Genomic DNA, 18,759 nt, shown 5'->3' with positions numbered 1-18,759 from the left:
AAACTCTCCATTAAAGACCAACCGAAGTTGGTTTATAGAAAGAGCGATAAGCTCATGTTGAAACTGACGAGATAAAATATCTCATTTTCGCTTCCATTTCATACAGCCTGACGGCATGTACCAAAATCTCAGCGTTGGATTTTGTAAACAAAATCCGTACTCACTCGTTGTTCAGTTTTCAAAGATCAAACCTGCTTAATGTCTCACTTTGTTTCACCACCGCGTCTCAGCGGCGACTTAAATAATGTAACACATAACCTCATTTTTCGTCAAGCTTTTTTTTGAAAATTCATTTTTACGCTTGATGCAACACTTTTATCCTGCTTTAAACAGTTCTAAATTATTCATGCTGCTTAATGGGGCGAGTTATAACTTAGCACATATTTTATATACTCGTCAACCTAAATTAATAATTTATATTTTGTAACTATCTATAAACACTAAATCACGTACAAAAAAGGAAGAAAAGTCGATTTAACAACCTTTCTTCCTGACAAATCACCCCTGCACATCAAATAAGGGAGTAACGCAGTTCACGATTTTGCCCACGATCCCTAAAATCCCCGGCAGCTGTTTCTCTAATAAGTGAACGATATACCAGTTTACGGAGCACGACGGTAAGATCCAATTGAAGATTCTTTAGCTCTGAATGGTTAATAAGTTCATTTATAGACCAGGGTTCCCGTCTGCTGCCTAATATACGGAATAGCGGAGATGAGCACTCCTCCATTTTTGACATCACTGAAAATTCACAAGCAAGCAATACTAGTTCAACCCGTTGTTCCAAGGTTTCTGTACTTAATGTGAGTTCGTTATACAGTTTGTCAATCGTTCGATCCAGAGGCTGTACCTGAACCCATAAGTGAGTCTTTGGATAAATCCCCCGTTCAATGAGTTCAATAGATGCCCAATGATCCAATGCTTTCAGAACACTTTGATAAGCGTCAATGATCCGCCCTTCTCGCACCGCTCTTTTACCATGAACGTAATTGACCAGAAAGCGGGAGAACTCATGAAATCGCTTCTGCTCCCGTAGTGGATCGTTAAAATCAACAATTTCCTGTCTTAAAAGACGGACCCTGTCATCCCGTTCCCAGACAATACGACCTTCTAGTACATAATCTATAATGTTGGCTTGTTCACCAGCGATAATCCATTCCTTCAGACAACTGAGCGTTGTGTACAATACTTGGCATCTTAAGCCATTCATAAATAAGTGTTGAATAGAACGAACCGGCTTGGTGCCTTCTCCAATAATTAGAATGAGTTCATCAAAGTCATACAACATCGAACCGTGAAAATACTCTCCCGGCTTTCTGTACGAAATAATACCTATTGAATCTTCCTGCAACAATTCATCATACATTAGGTTTAATTTGGTTAGCTGCACTTCTCCCTCCATACCTGCAAGGCGGCTATGACCGCAAATTGGATATTTGGATACATGTGATCATTTCTACATAAATAAGAGACTTCCTTCTTCAATTGTATAATTTTTTATCTTATTCACTTATTTTTTTCAGTGTTACCCAAGCACTTGCATCAGCAAAAGTTCGATTCCACACACCAATTCCTCCGAGCTTCAGCGATTTGGCAAGTTCTACTCTTGCCTTCAGAGATACCTGATCCTCTAGCCAAATCTTTTTGACCACACCATCTTCTGTATACTCAACATAATTTTGACCTTCGGAAGCTCTAAACTTAGGCTTCAACTTAAATTTGGCTATGATATCCGCTGCTGACTTCATACCAAGTGATTTGGAGGTGACCTTAATCTTCCCTTCTTTGGGAGTCTCGGACCACACGCGAGTATATAACGGAATACCTAAAATCACTTTTTGAGGCGGCACTTCATCTTCCTGAATAATTCGCTTAATTGACGCTTCCGTCCATGGTAGCGAGGCGACAGAACCAGCCTTTGGACTAGCCGCCCAATGCTCATCATATGCCATTACCATGAGGTAATCTGTGATGGTGCCCAATGATTTTCGATCCAAAAAAGCTGACCACATTTCACTTTGAGATTTAGGCGTAACATCAATGGACAGAATCAAATCATGTTCCCGAGCCATCGGTTTAAGTTCCCGCAAAAATTGGGTGACATTGGGGCCATCCTTCGTATGAACATTTTCAAAGTCAATATTAATACCATCCAGATCATTTTCTAGGGCAAGTGAAATCATCTGATCTACAATCGCCTTTCGACGTTCAAAGGTAGACAATGCTTCAGTTGTTAATTCGGGATTAAAGCTGTTGCTCAACAAGCCCCAAACCTCCATCCCCTTGCGATGTGCCCAGCTGACATAGGCACGATCCGCCTTGCTTTCTATAGTGCCCTCATGATCGACGACACTGAACCACGTAGGACTCACCACATTTACTCCAGGCATAGGATCAAACTTGGAAGGATCGGGCTTGCGATTATAGACGGCTTCCCAAGCGAGGTTTACTGGCCTACCCTCCCAATGTTTTTCCGAGATGGACAAATCGTCTTTAGCCGAAGGGATCACAAGCTCTTCTCCTTCAGCGATATGGTCTGACTTAATGTATCCCGCATAGCCATTGTCTAATTGAACAAAATACCAATCTCCTTGTTTGGACCAAATACGTACCTTCGTCCGCTGAGATATATCTGTCAAAATGAAAGATAGGCTGGAGGCTTCTTTACGCAAGGCAATTCTAGCATCCTGTGGGCCATCCTTCTTTTCTACACTCCCCAGCCTGACCTTCTCTCCAGCTTTCATTAGGATGACAGCACCAGTTACAGGGTCTTCGTGTATAGAAACGCCGTATACTTCACGTACAGCCTCTATCGGGATATATACCTCTCCACTGATCACCTGAGGGGCTACGCTAAGCGCATATGTCTTACCATTCAGTTCCCCTTGTGCCTTCGAAACCTTCATATAGAGCAGGCTTTGTCTCGTCGCCATAATGACGGTTTGGCTATCATCCTCATAGCGAACCGTAGGATCAATTTGACTTTGCACCAATTTAAGCGGCATCAGCATGTTCTTGCCCGAGCTTTGAGCTTCATACCCAGTCAACTTGCCCTGCATAAAAATAGGACGGACACTGCCCTGCCAATCGGGTTTCTCGTGAAGGGGATTACCAAACCATACGACAGTAATTGCGCATATAATCGCTGCAAATAATAGCAGGCTTGCCGCTCCTTTGAATCGTGAACGTTTACGGCGGCGTCTGGAATGATTTCTGGCCAATATTGAACCTCCATTGTATGAACTTTGAATTCGTATTTTGTAACCACAACAGATTACTTAAAACAAAAATACAGTGATTTAAATAAAAAAACGCGGTAAATCCCCGCTTATGGGGAATTCCTCACGTTTCCAATCCATTACAATATATACATACCGCACAAAAAACTTCTATTCCTTGTTTCGTTACGTTTGTTTGTTACTACAAGCTTTGCATACTCCGTGTAACTCCATTCGATGTCCATGCACCTCGAAGCCTGTTTCCAACGCGGCATGGCGTTCCACATCAGCCAAATAGGGATAACTGAAATCTTCAATTTTTCCGCATTTTTCGCAAATGATGTGATAGTGCTCCGAAATATTGGCATCATAACGACTGGCGTTATCTCCATAGGTCAACTCATGTACCATACCCGCTTCTATAAACATCTTTAAGTTATTATAAACCGTAGCCACACTCATACTCGGAAACTTGGACTCAAGCGCTCGATATATTTCATCTGCAGTCGGATGCCCCATGGTTTCCATCAAATAGTTTAATATGGCATGACGCTGGGGTGTTATGCGTACACCTGTCTTCTTCAGAAGTTCCAAAGCATGCTGGACGCGTGCCGCCATATATGTCCACCGCCTTATCCCTTACTTACGATCCTATCAATTACCACGCATCTATTTACAACTTACTTCTAAACCTACTCACATTGTACGGTCTACTCAAGTTTCTTGTCAACGCGCCGTATTGTCGCCGGATGTTCCTATAGAGGTATCTGACTCAGGAGCTCCGGGTTCAGCCGGAGAGCTTTCAGATGTATCGGGCGCAGTCGTACCCCCGGAATCATCCAAGTCAGGTAACGACGGCATCAGTAACCTTTTAATGGTTAAATTGCTGTTACCCTCTACGTTGATCGCATACTTACCTGTCCCATTCTGGCCTGAAATACTTTTACTATCTATTTTAAATGGAAAATCGGATTGAAGATTACCATAACTGCTTGAACCCTCTAACTGAAAATCTCCATTCGACGGAAGATCCAATACGATATCACCGACAGCACTGTATATTTTCCAATCTCCGCCCACCTGCTCGCTATGCACTTTGATAGAGCCATTAAGCGAATTTGCATTCAGCTTGGCTGTAGAATTCAGCACATTCATGTCACCATTCTGAGTATCTACGGTGATGTCCCCTTCCGAACGAGCGAGCTGAATATCACCTACCATGGTGTGTAGTGTCACAGCTCCTTCAATATCTCCTGCCTGCATATCGCCACGGTTCGTGCGCACATCTACATCTCCAGAAATCCGATGCAATTTAACCTGACCGTTCAGCGTGCCTCCCTTGACATTGCCGATAGCGTCATTAACGGTGAGATTTCCATTACCGCTCTCGAGCCGAATGCTGTCAATAGCATCAACTCCATTCAGGGAAATATTCCCGTTGGAGGTTCTAATCTGCACATTGAACCGCCGGTCCTCCGGCACGGTGATCAGCATATTCACACGGGGCTGACGTTTGCTTGATGCTCCGTACGACTTTGCCTCTGGACGAATCATGATAGTCTTGCCGTCGGTAGAAGTCAGTGAAGAAGCTTGAGCAATCTTGTCCGCTTCGGCAGCAGGCGCTTGATCCACCCATAGAGTCCCTCGTACCTCTATATTGGACACAGGCCGTCTGATCAGTGTTACATCACCATTAACCGAATCAACTACTAAATCGGACGTCTGCATAGTTACAGGTACCAGTACACCACCCATATCATACCGATTCTCTTTAGCCTGACTAAAATCCATAGAGGCTGATGTCAGATTGAGACTGACCCGGTTCCACAGATACATATAATGATTTTGCTGGGTCACGATAAAAACCGAGGCTGCCACTACCAAAGCGGACAGAATCCCCTTTAGGTCAGGTCTGAATCGCCTTCCGTTGTCAGACTTGCCTTCTTTCCGATAGTACACAGCAAAAAAAATCAGATATTCCAGTCCCCAAAGCACGAAGATTACGGGCCACCAAACGAGGAGCTGAAGCATATATTCAGTATTTTGAAACACATCTACAATAAGCAAAATGCCTACAGCCATCAACAGAAGCGAAGAGGTGTAGCGACCGACTCTTATTTTACGGTGCACGCCAGCTTCACCCTCTTTCTTTCAACTTTTTACGTTTAAAGGACAGAAAGGCTTCCCTTAGAAAAAGGGATAAACCGATCATCATTAATAAAATGGCCAGCGTCAGGAATCCATAATCCTCAAAGAAATTGCTCAACCAGCGAGGTTTCATGCGAAACAAAATCATAAGCCCACCGCCTGCCACCATCAGCACAGCAAAAGCAAAGCCTCTCTCCCATGCATAAAAAGGACTACTTTGCTGGCCTTTAGCATCCATCCGTGCATAACGATCTGGCTTACGCCGATAACGAACCATGTAATCTGCTGACTGTAAGACATCATATACATTATAAAAATATAAAACGGGTATGAACAATCCAAGCAAAATAAGTAATGGGATGTTAATCCTCAAGCCATCAGAAGAAACATACAGCATCGCAAAAATATCTAGCAGGAGCAACACAATAAAACTAAGCCCCCTAATAAACAGCCCTAGAAAAAGATGTCCCAGTCCGGGTAACAATGCGGCCATGATAATGGCAATCACTTTGCGAAATTTAGCGTATTTTAGACGCTTCCCCTGCCTGAGTTGTTCCCGCTGTTCCGGCGCTTGTAGCTGTCCAGCCTCTCCAGACGGTAACGGTTGTTCCGAGTTCATGCCATCCTCCCCTTTGAATCCCATGCGTGGCTCCGCTGAAAAATACTTCAATGCTTACATAGTACCCCAATCGGATTTAAGAGTAACTGTTAAAAAAAGGTAGACTATTACTCAACAGAGACTGCAGCTATATCTTCCCATTGTCGTAAATCAGCTGCAATACGTACGGGATTAAAATCATGACGGGACAGCACCTCTAGGGAAACCTCCATACTCTGCCGATCTGGATGTAATTCGTGAAATGGGACATTTTCATGTTCTTTAATCATTATTTTACGTATATCCACTTTTTCTTGCTCTAAATAAGTCGAAATCTGCTCCAGCAATCCGTGAGACGACAATCCGTACAATGTAATAAGATGACGCTTGCGTCCACGCATATACCGAAGTTCGACCTTGTTAAATACCCATAAATTTAAAAATACGAGCACTGTCGCCGCTATAGACGGGAAATAAAAGCCTGCTCCGACCCCAAGACCAATGGCAGCCACGACCCAAATGGAAGCCGCAGTCGTTAGTCCGGTAATGGATTTACCTGTGAACATAATCGTCCCTGCACCCAAAAAGCCTACGCCAGTGATTACAGCCGTAGCCAAACGAGCGGGATCTATGCGTACATTAGCTTCTTTAATAAAATCGGCAAAGCCGTAAATGGAGAGTAGCATAATCAGCGTCGAACCAAGACTGACCATAATATGAGTCCTCAAACCAGCTGCGTGATTGGAACGTTCGCGTTCAAAGCCAATGAATCCACCGAGAAGCATGGACAGCAAAAGCCGTAAAATGATATGTGAATCGTCTATAATCCACGGATTATTCATTCAAGTTACTCCTCCCGGTTATGTCGTGCTTCCCACTCCGGGTGCGCGGTTTGTGGGCTTATGTGCATTTTTAATGCCAATTTAATGATAACTCAATGCTATTCCAACTTATGCAGATGGTAGGTGGTTAATTCCACGCCTGGGGCGACCTCCGCCGCAGATACGGGGCGAAAGCCATGTTTTCGATACAATGTCACCGCAGGAGTATTTAAAGTTCCTGTAGAGACGATAAACAACGGGATATTTTGATATTCATTCAAAACATGCCTCATTAAAGAGTCTGCAATACCTTTTCGAAAATGATCTGGGTGAACCATCATACGTGTAAGAGTAAGCGAATCGGGCGACTCAGACTGCACAGCCAGTGCCCCTAGCAATTCACCTTCCTCCAGCCACCCATAAAAAGACTCTCCACAGCTTCTCAGCGTATCCAATGTATCCATTAGTGGAGGAATCTCATCAAACCCAATCAGCTCAGCTTCCAGCCTATAGGCAGCGTGCTGTAGACGCCATATTTGACTGACGATATCATCATCTTCCAATGAACATAGGGTAACCATGCTGTTTTCCCTCCTAAGGAAACTCATAAAATGCCATCAGGATTCTAAAGTTTGTTCGCGCCAATCGTTCTCAGCGTCTATGCAAAAGGGGCCTGTCCCTAAAAGACAAGCCCCCTGTCAAATCTATGCCATTAGCGGTTTAGCACTTCCGTCAGCAACTTATTAGCAAGACCAGGGTTTGCCTTTCCCTTGCTCTCCTTCATCACTTGACCGACTAGGAAGCCGATGGCCTTTTGCTTGCCGGCTTTGTAATCTTCGACCGATTGCGGGTTAGCTGCTACAACTTGTTCGACAATGGTCAAGATTGCACCCTCATCACTGATCTGTACAAGCCCTTTTTCTTCAACAATTTGCTGTGGCAGTTTATCACTTTCCAGCATTTCCTTGAAGACCGTTTTGGCGATTTTGCTATTGATCGTTCCCTTCTCCAGCAGTCCGATCATTTCGCCCAAGCCCCGACCGGTCAATTTAACCTGCGACAGCTCTACACCGGCACTGTTCAAATAGCCGAGTAGATCCCCCATAATCCAGTTGGATACTGCTTTGGCATCCTTGGTGAATTGAAGGCTATCCTCGAACAAATCGGCCAATGGCTTGGAGGACGTAATCACCTGCGCATCATACTCAGGTAGTCCATATTCCGAAGTGTAGCGTGCTTTACGCTGGTCAGGCAATTCAGGAATCGAAGCACGGATGCGTTCTTTCCATTCCTCATCTATATGCAATGTAACCAGATCCGGGTCTGGGAAATAACGATAGTCATGAGCCTGTTCCTTACCACGCATGGATAAGGTTTTACCTTGCGCCTCATCCCAACGACGTGTCTCCTGTACTATCGTTCCGCCTTCGTCCAGCGTCTGCTCCTGCCGGAACTGCTCATATTCCAGTCCGCGCTGTACGCCACGGAAGGAGTTCATGTTTTTCAGTTCCGCTTTAGTTCCCAACTCTTTTTGTCCATGCGGACGAAGACTGATATTCGCGTCGCAGCGAAGTGATCCTTCCTCCATCTTCACATCGGATACGTCACAATACTGCATAATGGCACGTATTTTTTCCAGATAGGCCTTGGCTTCTTCCGGCGAAGATATTTCCGGCTCCGAAACGATCTCGACCAATGGTGTGCCGACCCGGTTAAAATCGACCAAAGATGCGTAGCCACCATCAACATGTGTTAATTTCCCTGCGTCCTCTTCCAGATGCAGTCGGGTAATACCGATACGCTTTGTCTCACCATTCACTTCAATATCAATCCAGCCATTTTCGCCAATGGGTTGATCGTATTGTGAGATTTGGTAAGCCTTAGGTGAATCGGGGTAAAAATAGTTCTTACGGTCAAACTTGCTCACATCAGCAATGGTGCAATTCAGCGCCATTGCTGCTTTCATTGCATAATCAACGGCCTGACGGTTCAATACCGGCAGCACCCCTGGATGACCGAGACAGACCGGACATGTATGAGAGTTGGGTGGTGCTCCGAAGGATGTCGAGCATCCACAAAATATTTTAGACTTCGTATGCAATTCCACGTGCACTTCAAGTCCGATGACCGTCTCATATTTGGATGTAGTTGTAGACATGAATAGGTTCCCTCCTTTTTAGCAAATTACAGCTGCGGACGCTGCTTGTGAAATTCGGTATTTTGTTCAAAGGCATGAGCTACGCGTAGCACGGAAGACTCGTCAAAGGCTTTTCCGATAATTTGTAGTCCGACTGGCATTCCATCCGCAAGACCACACGGAATGCTGATAGCTGGCACACCAGCCAAGCTCACCGGAATCGTCAAAATGTCGTTCAAATACATTGTCAATGGATCATCCACTTGTGAGCCGATTTTAAAAGCAGTTGTCGGTGCAGTAGGTCCGATAATTACATCATATTGTTCAAATACACGATCAAAATCCTGTTTAATCAGTGTGCGCACTTTTTGAGCTTTCAAATAATAAGCATCGTAGTACCCGGAGCTGAGTGCATAGGTACCCAGCATAATCCGACGCTTCACCTCGGGACCAAAACCCTGCGTACGGGACTGATGGTAAAGATCAAGCAGGTTGTCCGGATTGTCAGAACGCACCCCATAGCGCACGCCGTCAAAGCGGGCCAGATTGGACGACGCTTCGGATGAAGCCAACAGGTAGTATGTCGCTACCGCATATTCCGTGTGCGGAAGAGATACCTCTTCCCATACCGCGCCCAATCCTTCCAGCGTTTTCAGTGCGTCGAGCACCTTTTCCTTGACCTGTGGATCCACGCCCTCACCAAGATACTCTTTAGGCACAGCGATACGAAGTCCTTTTACATCCCCGGTTAAAGCGTTCAAATAATCAGGAATGTCTACCTTTGCAGAAGTGGAGTCCTTCTGGTCATAACCTGCAATAGCTTGTAGGACATAGGCCGAATCCTGAACATTTTTAGTAATAGGTCCAATTTGGTCTAAAGAGGAGGCAAAAGCCACCAGTCCAAAACGGGATACTAGACCATAGGTTGGTTTAAGGCCAACTACACCGCAGTAAGAAGCAGGCTGGCGAATGGAACCCCCTGTATCCGAACCGAGCGTGAAATAAGCCTCACCCGCTGCAACAGCCGCAGCCGAGCCGCCACTGGAACCGCCGGGAACACGTTCTAAATCCCAAGGGTTACGTGCAGGGAAAAAGCTGGAGTTCTCGTTAGAGCCGCCCATGGCGAATTCGTCCATGTTCATTTTACCGAGTGTCACGGTTTGCGCTGCGCGCAACTTGCTAACAACTGTGGCATCGTAAACGGGATCAAAATTTTTCAAAAACTGACTGCCACATGTTGTACGCAGCCCTTCTGTCACAATATTATCCTTAATACCAACCGGCAGACCAAACAACAACCCTCTTTCCTCTCCGGAAATCAGCTGATCATCCAGCTGACGTGCGGATGCACGGGCCTGTTCCTCGTCAACGGTAATATAAGCTCTGATCTTGTCTTCCCGCGCACCAATCGTCTCCAGAGCGTGTCCCACCAGATCACTCACGGAAATTTCCTTTTGATGCAGCTTGTTATGTATCTCGGGCAATGTGTTATTGAACAAGCTCAATTTGCATCCTCCTTTCAAATATGAGATCTATTCCAGAACAGCAGGAACCTTAAACTGTCCGTCTTCTTCTTCAGGTGCATTGCGCATCACTTGCTCATGTGTCAAACTTTCACGAACTTCGTCGTCTCGCATGACATTGCTGACGTGCAGCACATGAGTGGTCGGTTTTACCTGCTCCGTATCCAGCTCATTCAGCTTCTCCGCATAATGGAGAATGGCGTTTAATTGTCCTGTCATCGTTTCTTCTTCAGCCGCGGTCAGATTCAACCTAGACAGCTTGGCTACGTGACGGACATCTTCCGTGGAAATGTTCATACAAAACCCTCCTCATGTATATGAGGATTTTGCAAAAAGTCCAATAAGCGACTGGAATCGAATTTTGCAAAATCCTGATATTAAAAAATGCTGCACCGAACTTTGAAATAACGTTTTTAATTATAGGATAGAACCCTTTACAATTCAATCTTTGACGCGGTACAGAAGCAAACTGTACATCAATGAGGGAAATGTTGCTAAAAGAATATAAAAAAAGCACCTCTCGGTGCTCTTTCGAGATAACTATAAGAGCTGAGATTGTGCCCTTTATATATTTTTAAAAAGAGTCGGCAGTAGCCGACCCCTATATCCAAGCACGCAAATTGACTTGTCTGATAAAATCAGCCTGTGACAACAACTCTGCCGCGGTTTCTTCTTCTTCAGTCTCTACCGAATCAAGACCACCGTTCATTACATGCTTGAACAGTTGCTCATTATGAGTAGCAAGGGCATAATCTATCAGCGCTTCACGCTCAATCCGCTCGGCTTCTAGCTTGAGAATACTCTCCTCCAGCTCGATGTCCCCGGATGGTACAAAAAAATTGCGGTTCACCTTCGGTACGCGAATGACATAGTCAAAAGCATTGTCCGCATTACGGTCGTAAGCAATGATATAACCATGTTCGCCCACAGGAAGATTCTGCTCAAAAGCATCCGCGACGATCATAATTCTAGCTCCTAAATGATGCATCGTTAGCCCCCCCGTTTGTCTGAACTTATCTGCTAAGTCTACTAAAAAAAAAGTAGCTTGTCTATATCATCTATGTATCTTCATAATCGACCGTCTCCACGTCCCAACCTGTGTTCATTCAGTCTCACATGCCAGTTTTGTGAAGGGATTCCGCCCCGTCGTTTCACCTTTTTCCAAGTTATGATCTTCGGTTCGGAACCTACCACAGAATCTTCAATATCTATTATATTGGGAACACGGAAACTACCTCCAATCTCACGTTGTACCCCATATATATGTTTTCTTTTCATTCTTGCTCCCCCTTGTGATCTGACGGCCTCATGCCTCTTTATCCTCTTAATGGGCAAAAAAAAGAACGCAAACCGGGATTCATCCACAGCTTGCGTGCTTCGCGAGTTTAGTATGTAACTTTAATAAATTTATGTTAACAAAAATAAAAACCTTTGTCTATACATAATTTATAATTTGTTGTCGAATTGGGGCAAAACTTATCACACCTTTAATTTTGCCCCTACTGAAAACGTTCATCACATTTACCGGATATACGGATTGTTAGCTTTCTCATAACCGATGGACGTTTTGGGACCGTGACCGGAATAGACTGTAACGTCATCTCCGAGCGGGAACAATTTGTTTTGAATAGAATCGTATAGATCCCGTTCCCGCCCACCCGTCAGATCCGTGCGTCCAACGCCCTGACGGAATAGCACATCCCCGGAAAAAAGATCTTTGCCACACAAAAAGCTGACACTTCCGGGTGAATGGCCCGGTGTATGGAACACCTTGAACGTGTGCCCGATCAGGTTCAATTGTTGACCTTCCGCCAAATCATATTCGGCAGGACCGGTTGAGATTGGTGGAGATGCCTCTGGCCACATCAAGGAGCCATTCAGCTTAGGAGATGTGAGCCAGTCTTGCTCCAAGGCGTGCAAATACACCGGACATCCTTTGGCATTGCGAATCTCCTCCACCCCTCCAATATGGTCAAAATGGGCATGGGTCAGCAGGATAGCTTCAATAGTCAGAGACTCAATCGCCCTCAGCAAAGGACCCGGATTCATTCCTGGATCAATAATAATGGCGCGCTGTGGATCATCCCCTTGAAGCAAATAAGCGTTCGTCTGAAGTGGACCGAGATTAAAGCTGCGAATAGATAGCACCATAAGTTAAAATCCCGAGATCAGCTCACGTAATTCCTGAACAATCACAGGATGGACCTCGGTTCCCTCCCCATATTTTTCAGCCATTTCTTTACGAGCAACTGCGATTTTTTCTTGATAATCATCGGCTTCCCGATCTGGATTTTCACGTTTGAATTCGATCATAATTTGTTGGACATGTGCAGGGCGTGGTCCCCAGTGGCCAAGTACGTGACCTCCTGTATCCGCAAAAATCACAATCGGTACAGCACGTCCGCCCATTGTCAGGAAGTCATCCATCAGCGCCTGATGGTTTTCCAAGATTAATACTTCGGTCGGAATCCCGCTATTCTCCAGGGCACGGAACACAACTGGCACATTGCGTACCACATCCCCACACCAGTCGGCAGCCAAAATAAGCACGCGCAGATCATCCCGATGGTTCAGGCTTTCAAAATACTCTCGATCCTCTTCGCGATTCCACACAAACTGATCGTACCCAGAGCGGAAGGCTTCTTTGTTCTTTTCCATGCCCTCCATAAACTGTTCAGGGCTTAAGCCCTTTCCGAAGTATTGCGATACATTAGTACGGCTCATGTTATACACTTCCTTTTTTGTTTTTGGACAAAATCCATTTGATAACAAAATAAATGATCAAGAGCGCAAGGGCAACCAGCAAAATCGGTTTGATGTAAGGTGCTGCCACTTCGTCAATTTGCTCCCACTTGTCTCCTAGCAGCATACCTAAATATATAAACAAAACAGACCAAGGTATAATCGCTAGCGTTGTCAAAATAGTAAAACGCCATACGTTCATTCGAGCCAACCCGGCAGGGATTGAGATGGCATGACGCACAACAGGAATAAAGCGAGCTGTGAAAATGACCCCTGTGCCGTATTTGTTAAACCAGGCTTCAGCATGGTCGACATGACTTTTTTTGATAAGTATGTATTTCCCGTACTTATCTAATACCGGTCTGCCGCCATAGCGTCCAATCCAGTAAATGAACAACTGGGCCAGAACCCCGCCAATCGTTCCAAAAACGACTGCGCCAAAAAAATTAATATGACCCGAGGATACTAAAAAGCCACCATAAGCGAGGACAATTTCGCTTGGAATGACCTCAACCATCAAGCCTAGCATAATACCAAAATACCCAAGACTACGAATGATCTCAAACAAATAATTAATGATACTAGATATTTGGTCCAATTCTCTTCCCACTCCCTGCCTGTTTCTCTATTTTCATTAGTGTATCACAGCGGCAGAACAAGTCGCCACTTCGCCCAAATAGGGAGGTCAGTGACCCCGGCTCCTCTGCCCGCATAAGTTGGGAGAGAGAGGAGGGGGTACAATATGCCTCCCGGCAAATTCCCCAAACATGACAATTCACAATCCCGTTTACCCACGGCTCGTGGTATCCGCCGCGCGTGCAGCAAAGAGCTGTACCGAACCTGCAAACGTCTGCCTGTTCACATTGCTCCTGATCTGGTCAAGCAGGGCGAGGAGCTATACTGCCGCAAGGTCGTCGGACACCTTGTCTGGATTGCGGAAAACCATAGTAATCGCAAACTACTATGCGACTGGTGGGACGAAGATGTCAGCGAGGAGCTCGCGGCATTGTGGAAGGTGGATCGCGATGTCTTGTGCACCGCTTTTAGAAGCGCCTATGGCGGATAGATATTGGCGTACTGCAACCATGAACTGTAAACTACAAAAAAGTGGAGCCACCCCGCAGTGGCTCCACTTTTACTATATTGTTAGCTATGTGTCTGCTTCTTCCCTGCTCCTTCGGGAAGCAAATCCGCACAAGCGCGTTCCAAATAAGGATCAGCATGAATAAAATCCCGAAATGCTGTGTATTCACACCACAAAACGGATTGTTCTCCCGCCTGCCCTTTGACGGCACGAATCAGAATATTTTTAGGTGTATGCTCCATGTCGATAAATTCCAATAGCTGTGTCCGATATCCCATCATATCCAGCAGTTTGGCCCGGATTCCATCCGTTGCCAGTGCAGAAAAACGCTCCTTTAAAATACCGTGAGATAGCAAAGGCTCCAATACCGGATTTTCTAGTTGGCTGAACAGCTCATGCTGGCAACACGGAACCGACAAAATAACGGATGCTCCCCAGCGGACGGCCTTTTCCAGCGCCGCATCTGTTGCTGTATCACAAGCGTGCAAGGTAACAACCATATCCACCTGTTCCAGTTCGTTATAGTCTGCGATATCACCGACCAGAAACTCCAACTGTCGATATTGCAGCTTTTGAGCCAGAACATTACAGGTTTCAATGACATCTGCCTTCAAGTCCAAACCAACGATCTGCAATGGTCGCTTTTGCTGTACAGCCAAATAGTGATACAGCGCAAAGGTCAAATACGATTTGCCACAACCAAAATCCACAATCGTCAATGGGCGGCCTACCGGAAGGCTAGGCAATACATCCTGCACCATTTCGAGAAACCGGTTAATCTGACGAAACTTATCGTACTTGCGGGCCAGTACCTTACCGTCCTCATTCATAATCCCCAGCTCAATCAGGAAAGGAATTCGCTCCCCTTCTTCGAGCACATATTGCTTTTTGCGATTATGAGACAGGTCGGCTTTACTTTTGCTCGGTGACTTTGTCAGAATGGATACTTTATATTTTTTACTGATCAGCACTTGGTAGTCTGCATCCTTGGCGCATAGAAGTCCTTGGCGGAACGTGTCCTCAAACAAGGCAGTCATACGCTCATTAGCTTCGTCAGGGGTCAGATTTTCATGAATGACTTTGTTGCTATAATGAAAAGCAAACTGGTAATGCAGCTTATTTTTCAATTCTACAGGTTTGATTTGCACTTTAGTAAAAGAAGCATCCTCCCGTTTGCGAAGCTGACTCAGCGTCGCTGTTATGAGGGATCCTCCCGTGGTCAATTGGTATATAAGTTCGCGCAGTGAATCCAAAAGGTACATCTCACTTTCTTTCATGTAATTGGGTGATCTCGGTCAAACCCTCGGTGACTTCCTGGCGTGAAATTCCACCCAGCTCCAGCTCTGCATTGGTCTTATCCAGTAATTGACTATAAAACGTCTCCGCTTCCGCTAGCAGCTCTGGCTGCTCCCATGCCAATCCAAACCAGACATCGGCGGCTTCGTCCAGCCTGTTTTCCCGCTCATAATGAACAGCCAACAGCTTGCTGGATTCAGGGGGAAGCTCATATTCATGCACCAGTTTCACAATACACGCTATTCGTTCAGGCAGGACCTGTAGATTACGAGTCGCGCCATTCAAATCGCTGTACAAATATAAATGGAGAGATTTCATCAAGATTCGTATGCCCTCGTCTGTTCTACTGGTTTCCAGGTAAATCACGGCTTCTTCCTCTAAAATGCGAGCCACCTGCTGGAGCTTGTCCGCTTCAATTCCAGGGCCCAATCGGAAAAGCTCAATAATTTGTTCCGGCGGCAATCGTCTGAGCAGATCTGAACGAAGACGAAACTGCTTGTTGAGCAGGTCATCTAGCTGTTTTAGCGCTTCGACATGTTTATTTTCACGCCTTAGACCGAGCACTGATGCTACTGCGGATGTCAATTCTTCCATCATACTGAGCAAATAATCTTTTCTAAGCAAGCCGTTCCCTTCCTTTCATCCCGATGCCTAGACAACCAGAAACTCTGTCTTCTGATTGTATGACATCCTTGTCTAAAAGCCAAATGCCCTACCATGCAGAAAGACCACTTATAACCTTCACCCTCAGTTAATAACATCAATGATCAGGAAGTCAGAATGCTCACGTATGGCAGTGAATTCCTACGGTACAGCACTTTGTAGCTGATCATGTGACTAGCGAATGACAGGTTTTTTTAAATCAATATTGCTTCTTCGTTAGTGTTGTGATATTTTTGTTTCATACGAAACAAAAAATAATCAGTATATTTAAACATTCCATAAAATTATTTATAATAATTATTTTCTTTGGAAACAAAATTTATATGAATATTTTTGTGAGAAAGGATGATGGAGTTTGGGTAAACAATTTAGCTCGATATTACCGGAACATCAAGAGTTTATACAGCGGCAGCACATTTTCTTTGTAGGATCAGCACCGCTATCCAAGACAGGGCACGTTAACCTTTCCCCCAAGGGATATGATTCCTTTCGTATTCTATCGGACCAAAGGGTAGCCTATCTCGACTTGGCGGGAAGCGGCAACGAGACAAGCGCTCACATTATCGAGAACGGACGGGTAACAATCATGTTTTGTGCATTTGAGGGCGCTCCCAGTGTACTAAAGCTCTATGGTACTGGTACCGTCGCGCTGCCCGATACTAAGCAATGGAATGAACTGTACCCTCTCTTCAACCCGCTTCCCGGTGCAAGACAAATCATTGTTGTGGACGTTCACATGGTGCAGAATTCATGTGGTTTTGCGGTTCCCTTTATGACATACACGAGCGAACGGGAAAAGCTGAAGGAAGTCTCGATTCAGATGGGAGAAGAAGCACTTAAAAAATATGCCTATGAGAAAAATCTGGAGAGTATTGACGGTTTGCCGACAGCGTTTGCCTTTAACAAAAGCAATATAAATTAGACACCTTACACACCTAAAAATAATTGACTACCCAAAAACCGGAACCTTCTGTTTATCACATCAGAAGGTTCCGGTTTTTGGGCTTACCTTAGTCTACCTTTTCAAGTTTTGCTCTAAAAATGTCAAGATGGTGTTCGCTAATAACTCCGGTGCCTCGAACAGGCTCATGTGACCTGCTTCCGGTAGGGTAACCTGAGTTACTCCGGCCCGATCTGTTGTAAACGTCCGCGCTGGAGGAACCGCCTGATCCTGCTCACCCGCTACTAAAAGGACTGGCAATGCAGAAGCCGACAACACATCCCGCCGATCAGTACGCTCGCGCATAGCCAGTGATGCTCCTACGGCTCCTTGTGGTGGTGTTTTGTAGCCAATTTCTTTGACTTTAAGTAATTGGCTGGACATCGACTCCACATGATCAGGAGCAAACAGTCCCGGTACGAGTCCATCTACAAAGGTCGTAATCCCCTCCGTTTGGATGGTGGATACAGCCTTATTCCGCTTTTCTTTACCTTCATCCGTATCTGCATATGCTGTGGAATGAATCAGTCCAAAGGCTGTCAGGCGTTCTGCATGTCTCTGCACTGCCGAAAGGGCAAGATAGCCTCCTAGGGAGTGACCAAACCAGGCAGCCTGAGGAATGTCCAATTGTTCTTGAAGTTTAAGCACATCATCTGCCATTTGATCAATAGTATAGGCTCCTAGTGGAGCATCGCTGCGTCCGTGTCCACGCAAGTCTGGAACAATACAACGATAGCTTGGGGATAGCAAGGGAACAACCTCATCCCAGTAGGAAGAGCTTCCGCAAAATCCGTGCAATAGAATGATCGGATCTCCTTTTCCCTGTTCGGCATAGCAGATCGTCGTTCCTTCGCATAATACCTTTTCCATGTGGAACCCTTCCTTCTCTGTATATAATCTATTGGATCTGAATATATTAGTGAGTAGAACATGCTGATGTATATTATTAAGCAGACCATCAATATCTGAAACGGTAACCCTCTGGAAAATCTTGCGAAGCTGTTTTTAAACTAAATTCATAAGCCGCCGCATTAGCAATATGCGCAGCCATGGTCATGACCAAGTGAAGCGACGTCATTTGGAGTGTCCAATAGGGTTTGGGACTGCGCTCATTCACAATCGCTGCAACACTATAATGACCAACAGACGGCAGAGACAGCCCCACCGATCGCGCAGGAGTTAGCGGTTCACGCGCAATAAGAAACATTCCCGTTGAGCCGTGCTGTCCAAGACAAGCATCTATGGCGATCACATGATGATCTTGGGGAATGCACTCCAAGTATGAAACCAGATGATCTGCATCACAGGGCTCCGTCATTGTGCCAATCACGTGCGGAAAGCCTTGCTCCTTGAGCATGGTGCCTACCAGTGGCCCGAGTGAATCACCCGATGAGCGATCTGTACCGATGCAAACAAAAGTCAACTTATCTATAGCATGCTGATGATGAATTTCTCGGAAAAACGGCGCGAGTCCACCTCGATCTGTTTTCTTTACATTATGTTCTAAGGACGAGCGACCGGGTGCGGAAGCTCGATTATACAAAGACAACTTTGTCCATCCTCCTTGATTCGGTTATATATCGGTAATC

21 protein-coding genes are annotated in these 18,759 nt (G+C 45.4%); 2 read left to right on the top strand and 19 right to left on the bottom strand.

Features of this window, described 5'->3' with window-relative positions; all coding sequences use genetic code 11:
• Positions 1-511: 511 nt before the first annotated feature.
• The 15 genes from NLX73_RS19960 to uptA all read right to left on the bottom strand — a co-directional run bounded on the left by NLX73_RS19960 (position 512) and on the right by uptA (position 13,785).
• On the bottom strand, positions 512-1,390 hold the full coding sequence (locus NLX73_RS19960) for a nucleotidyltransferase-like protein (RefSeq protein WP_254327115.1): 879 nt from the start codon (positions 1,388-1,390) through the stop codon (positions 512-514).
• A gap of 112 nt (positions 1,391-1,502) precedes the next feature.
• A complete protein-coding gene (locus NLX73_RS19955; RefSeq protein ID WP_254327114.1) occupies positions 1,503-3,221 on the bottom strand; it encodes a glycosyl hydrolase family 18 protein in 1,719 nt (572 codons plus the stop codon).
• Between the two features lie 183 nt (positions 3,222-3,404).
• On the bottom strand, positions 3,405-3,836 hold the full coding sequence (locus NLX73_RS19950) for a Fur family transcriptional regulator (RefSeq protein WP_013311903.1): 432 nt from the start codon (positions 3,834-3,836) through the stop codon (positions 3,405-3,407).
• A 108-nt stretch (positions 3,837-3,944) separates the two neighbouring features.
• Positions 3,945-5,348: a DUF4097 family beta strand repeat-containing protein gene (locus NLX73_RS19945; protein WP_254327113.1), complete on the bottom strand. Its 1,404-nt coding sequence runs from the start codon at positions 5,346-5,348 to the stop codon at positions 3,945-3,947.
• A gap of 7 nt (positions 5,349-5,355) precedes the next feature.
• Entirely contained in the window at positions 5,356-6,009 is a 654-nt protein-coding gene (locus NLX73_RS19940; RefSeq protein ID WP_254327112.1) for a hypothetical protein, read from the bottom strand.
• Positions 6,010-6,092: 83 nt separating this feature from the next.
• Entirely contained in the window at positions 6,093-6,806 is a 714-nt protein-coding gene (locus NLX73_RS19935; RefSeq protein WP_254327111.1) for an MgtC/SapB family protein, read from the bottom strand.
• A 98-nt stretch (positions 6,807-6,904) separates the two neighbouring features.
• Positions 6,905-7,366, bottom strand: coding sequence for a GNAT family N-acetyltransferase (locus NLX73_RS19930; protein ID WP_254327110.1), 462 nt, complete (start codon positions 7,364-7,366; stop codon positions 6,905-6,907).
• Positions 7,367-7,497: 131 nt separating this feature from the next.
• Positions 7,498-8,943, bottom strand: a complete 1,446-nt coding sequence (gene gatB, locus NLX73_RS19925) for an Asp-tRNA(Asn)/Glu-tRNA(Gln) amidotransferase subunit GatB (protein ID WP_013311908.1) — start codon at positions 8,941-8,943, stop codon at positions 7,498-7,500.
• A gap of 26 nt (positions 8,944-8,969) precedes the next feature.
• Entirely contained in the window at positions 8,970-10,427 is a 1,458-nt protein-coding gene (gene gatA / locus NLX73_RS19920; RefSeq protein WP_023990257.1) for an Asp-tRNA(Asn)/Glu-tRNA(Gln) amidotransferase subunit GatA, read from the bottom strand.
• A gap of 27 nt (positions 10,428-10,454) precedes the next feature.
• A complete protein-coding gene (gene gatC / locus NLX73_RS19915) occupies positions 10,455-10,742 on the bottom strand; it encodes an Asp-tRNA(Asn)/Glu-tRNA(Gln) amidotransferase subunit GatC (RefSeq protein ID WP_013311910.1) in 288 nt (95 codons plus the stop codon).
• A 304-nt stretch (positions 10,743-11,046) separates the two neighbouring features.
• Positions 11,047-11,433: a hypothetical protein gene (locus NLX73_RS19910; RefSeq protein WP_061831452.1), complete on the bottom strand. Its 387-nt coding sequence runs from the start codon at positions 11,431-11,433 to the stop codon at positions 11,047-11,049.
• An 80-nt stretch (positions 11,434-11,513) separates the two neighbouring features.
• A complete protein-coding gene (locus NLX73_RS19905) occupies positions 11,514-11,723 on the bottom strand; it encodes a hypothetical protein (RefSeq protein ID WP_061831453.1) in 210 nt (69 codons plus the stop codon).
• A 243-nt stretch (positions 11,724-11,966) separates the two neighbouring features.
• A complete protein-coding gene (locus NLX73_RS19900) occupies positions 11,967-12,596 on the bottom strand; it encodes an MBL fold metallo-hydrolase (RefSeq protein ID WP_061831454.1) in 630 nt (209 codons plus the stop codon).
• Positions 12,597-12,599: 3 nt separating this feature from the next.
• Positions 12,600-13,169 carry a thioredoxin family protein gene (locus tag NLX73_RS19895; RefSeq protein ID WP_061831455.1) on the bottom strand — a complete coding sequence of 190 codons (570 nt, stop codon included), beginning with the start codon at positions 13,167-13,169 and terminating at the stop codon, positions 12,600-12,602.
• A gap of 1 nt (position 13,170) precedes the next feature.
• Entirely contained in the window at positions 13,171-13,785 is a 615-nt protein-coding gene (gene uptA / locus NLX73_RS19890; protein WP_013311915.1) for an undecaprenyl phosphate transporter UptA, read from the bottom strand.
• A gap of 144 nt (positions 13,786-13,929) precedes the next feature.
• Between uptA and NLX73_RS19885 the strand changes: the two genes are divergently transcribed.
• On the top strand, positions 13,930-14,253 hold the full coding sequence (locus NLX73_RS19885; RefSeq protein WP_254327109.1) for a dehydrogenase: 324 nt from the start codon (positions 13,930-13,932) through the stop codon (positions 14,251-14,253).
• A gap of 80 nt (positions 14,254-14,333) precedes the next feature.
• On the opposite strand, the gene NLX73_RS19880 is transcribed toward NLX73_RS19885, so the two are convergent.
• Positions 14,334-15,548, bottom strand: coding sequence for a class I SAM-dependent methyltransferase (locus NLX73_RS19880; RefSeq protein WP_254327108.1), 1,215 nt, complete (start codon positions 15,546-15,548; stop codon positions 14,334-14,336).
• Positions 15,535-16,191, bottom strand: coding sequence for a DUF6483 family protein (locus tag NLX73_RS19875; RefSeq protein ID WP_254327107.1), 657 nt, complete (start codon positions 16,189-16,191; stop codon positions 15,535-15,537). The genes NLX73_RS19880 and NLX73_RS19875 overlap by 14 nt, the downstream gene beginning before the upstream one ends.
• Before the next feature lie 394 nt (positions 16,192-16,585).
• On the opposite strand from NLX73_RS19875, the gene NLX73_RS19870 reads away from it, so the two are divergent.
• The gene (locus NLX73_RS19870) at positions 16,586-17,152 is read left to right on the top strand and encodes a pyridoxamine 5'-phosphate oxidase family protein (RefSeq protein WP_061831457.1); all 567 of its coding nucleotides are present in this window, start codon (positions 16,586-16,588) and stop codon (positions 17,150-17,152) included.
• A 93-nt stretch (positions 17,153-17,245) separates the two neighbouring features.
• On the opposite strand, the gene NLX73_RS19865 is transcribed toward NLX73_RS19870, so the two are convergent.
• Positions 17,246-18,040: an alpha/beta fold hydrolase gene (locus NLX73_RS19865; RefSeq protein WP_254327106.1), complete on the bottom strand. Its 795-nt coding sequence runs from the start codon at positions 18,038-18,040 to the stop codon at positions 17,246-17,248.
• A gap of 88 nt (positions 18,041-18,128) precedes the next feature.
• On the bottom strand, positions 18,129-18,713 hold the full coding sequence (yyaC, locus tag NLX73_RS19860; RefSeq protein WP_254327118.1) for a spore protease YyaC: 585 nt from the start codon (positions 18,711-18,713) through the stop codon (positions 18,129-18,131).
• Between the last annotated feature and the right edge of the window lie 46 nt (positions 18,714-18,759).

The sequence above is a fragment of the Paenibacillus sp. CH40 genome, from assembly GCF_024213605.1.
Lineage (GTDB): Bacteria > Bacillota > Bacilli > Paenibacillales > Paenibacillaceae > Paenibacillus > Paenibacillus polymyxa_B.
Note: the sequence above shows the minus strand (reverse complement) of the source record. Positions and strands in the feature narration are given on the sequence as shown.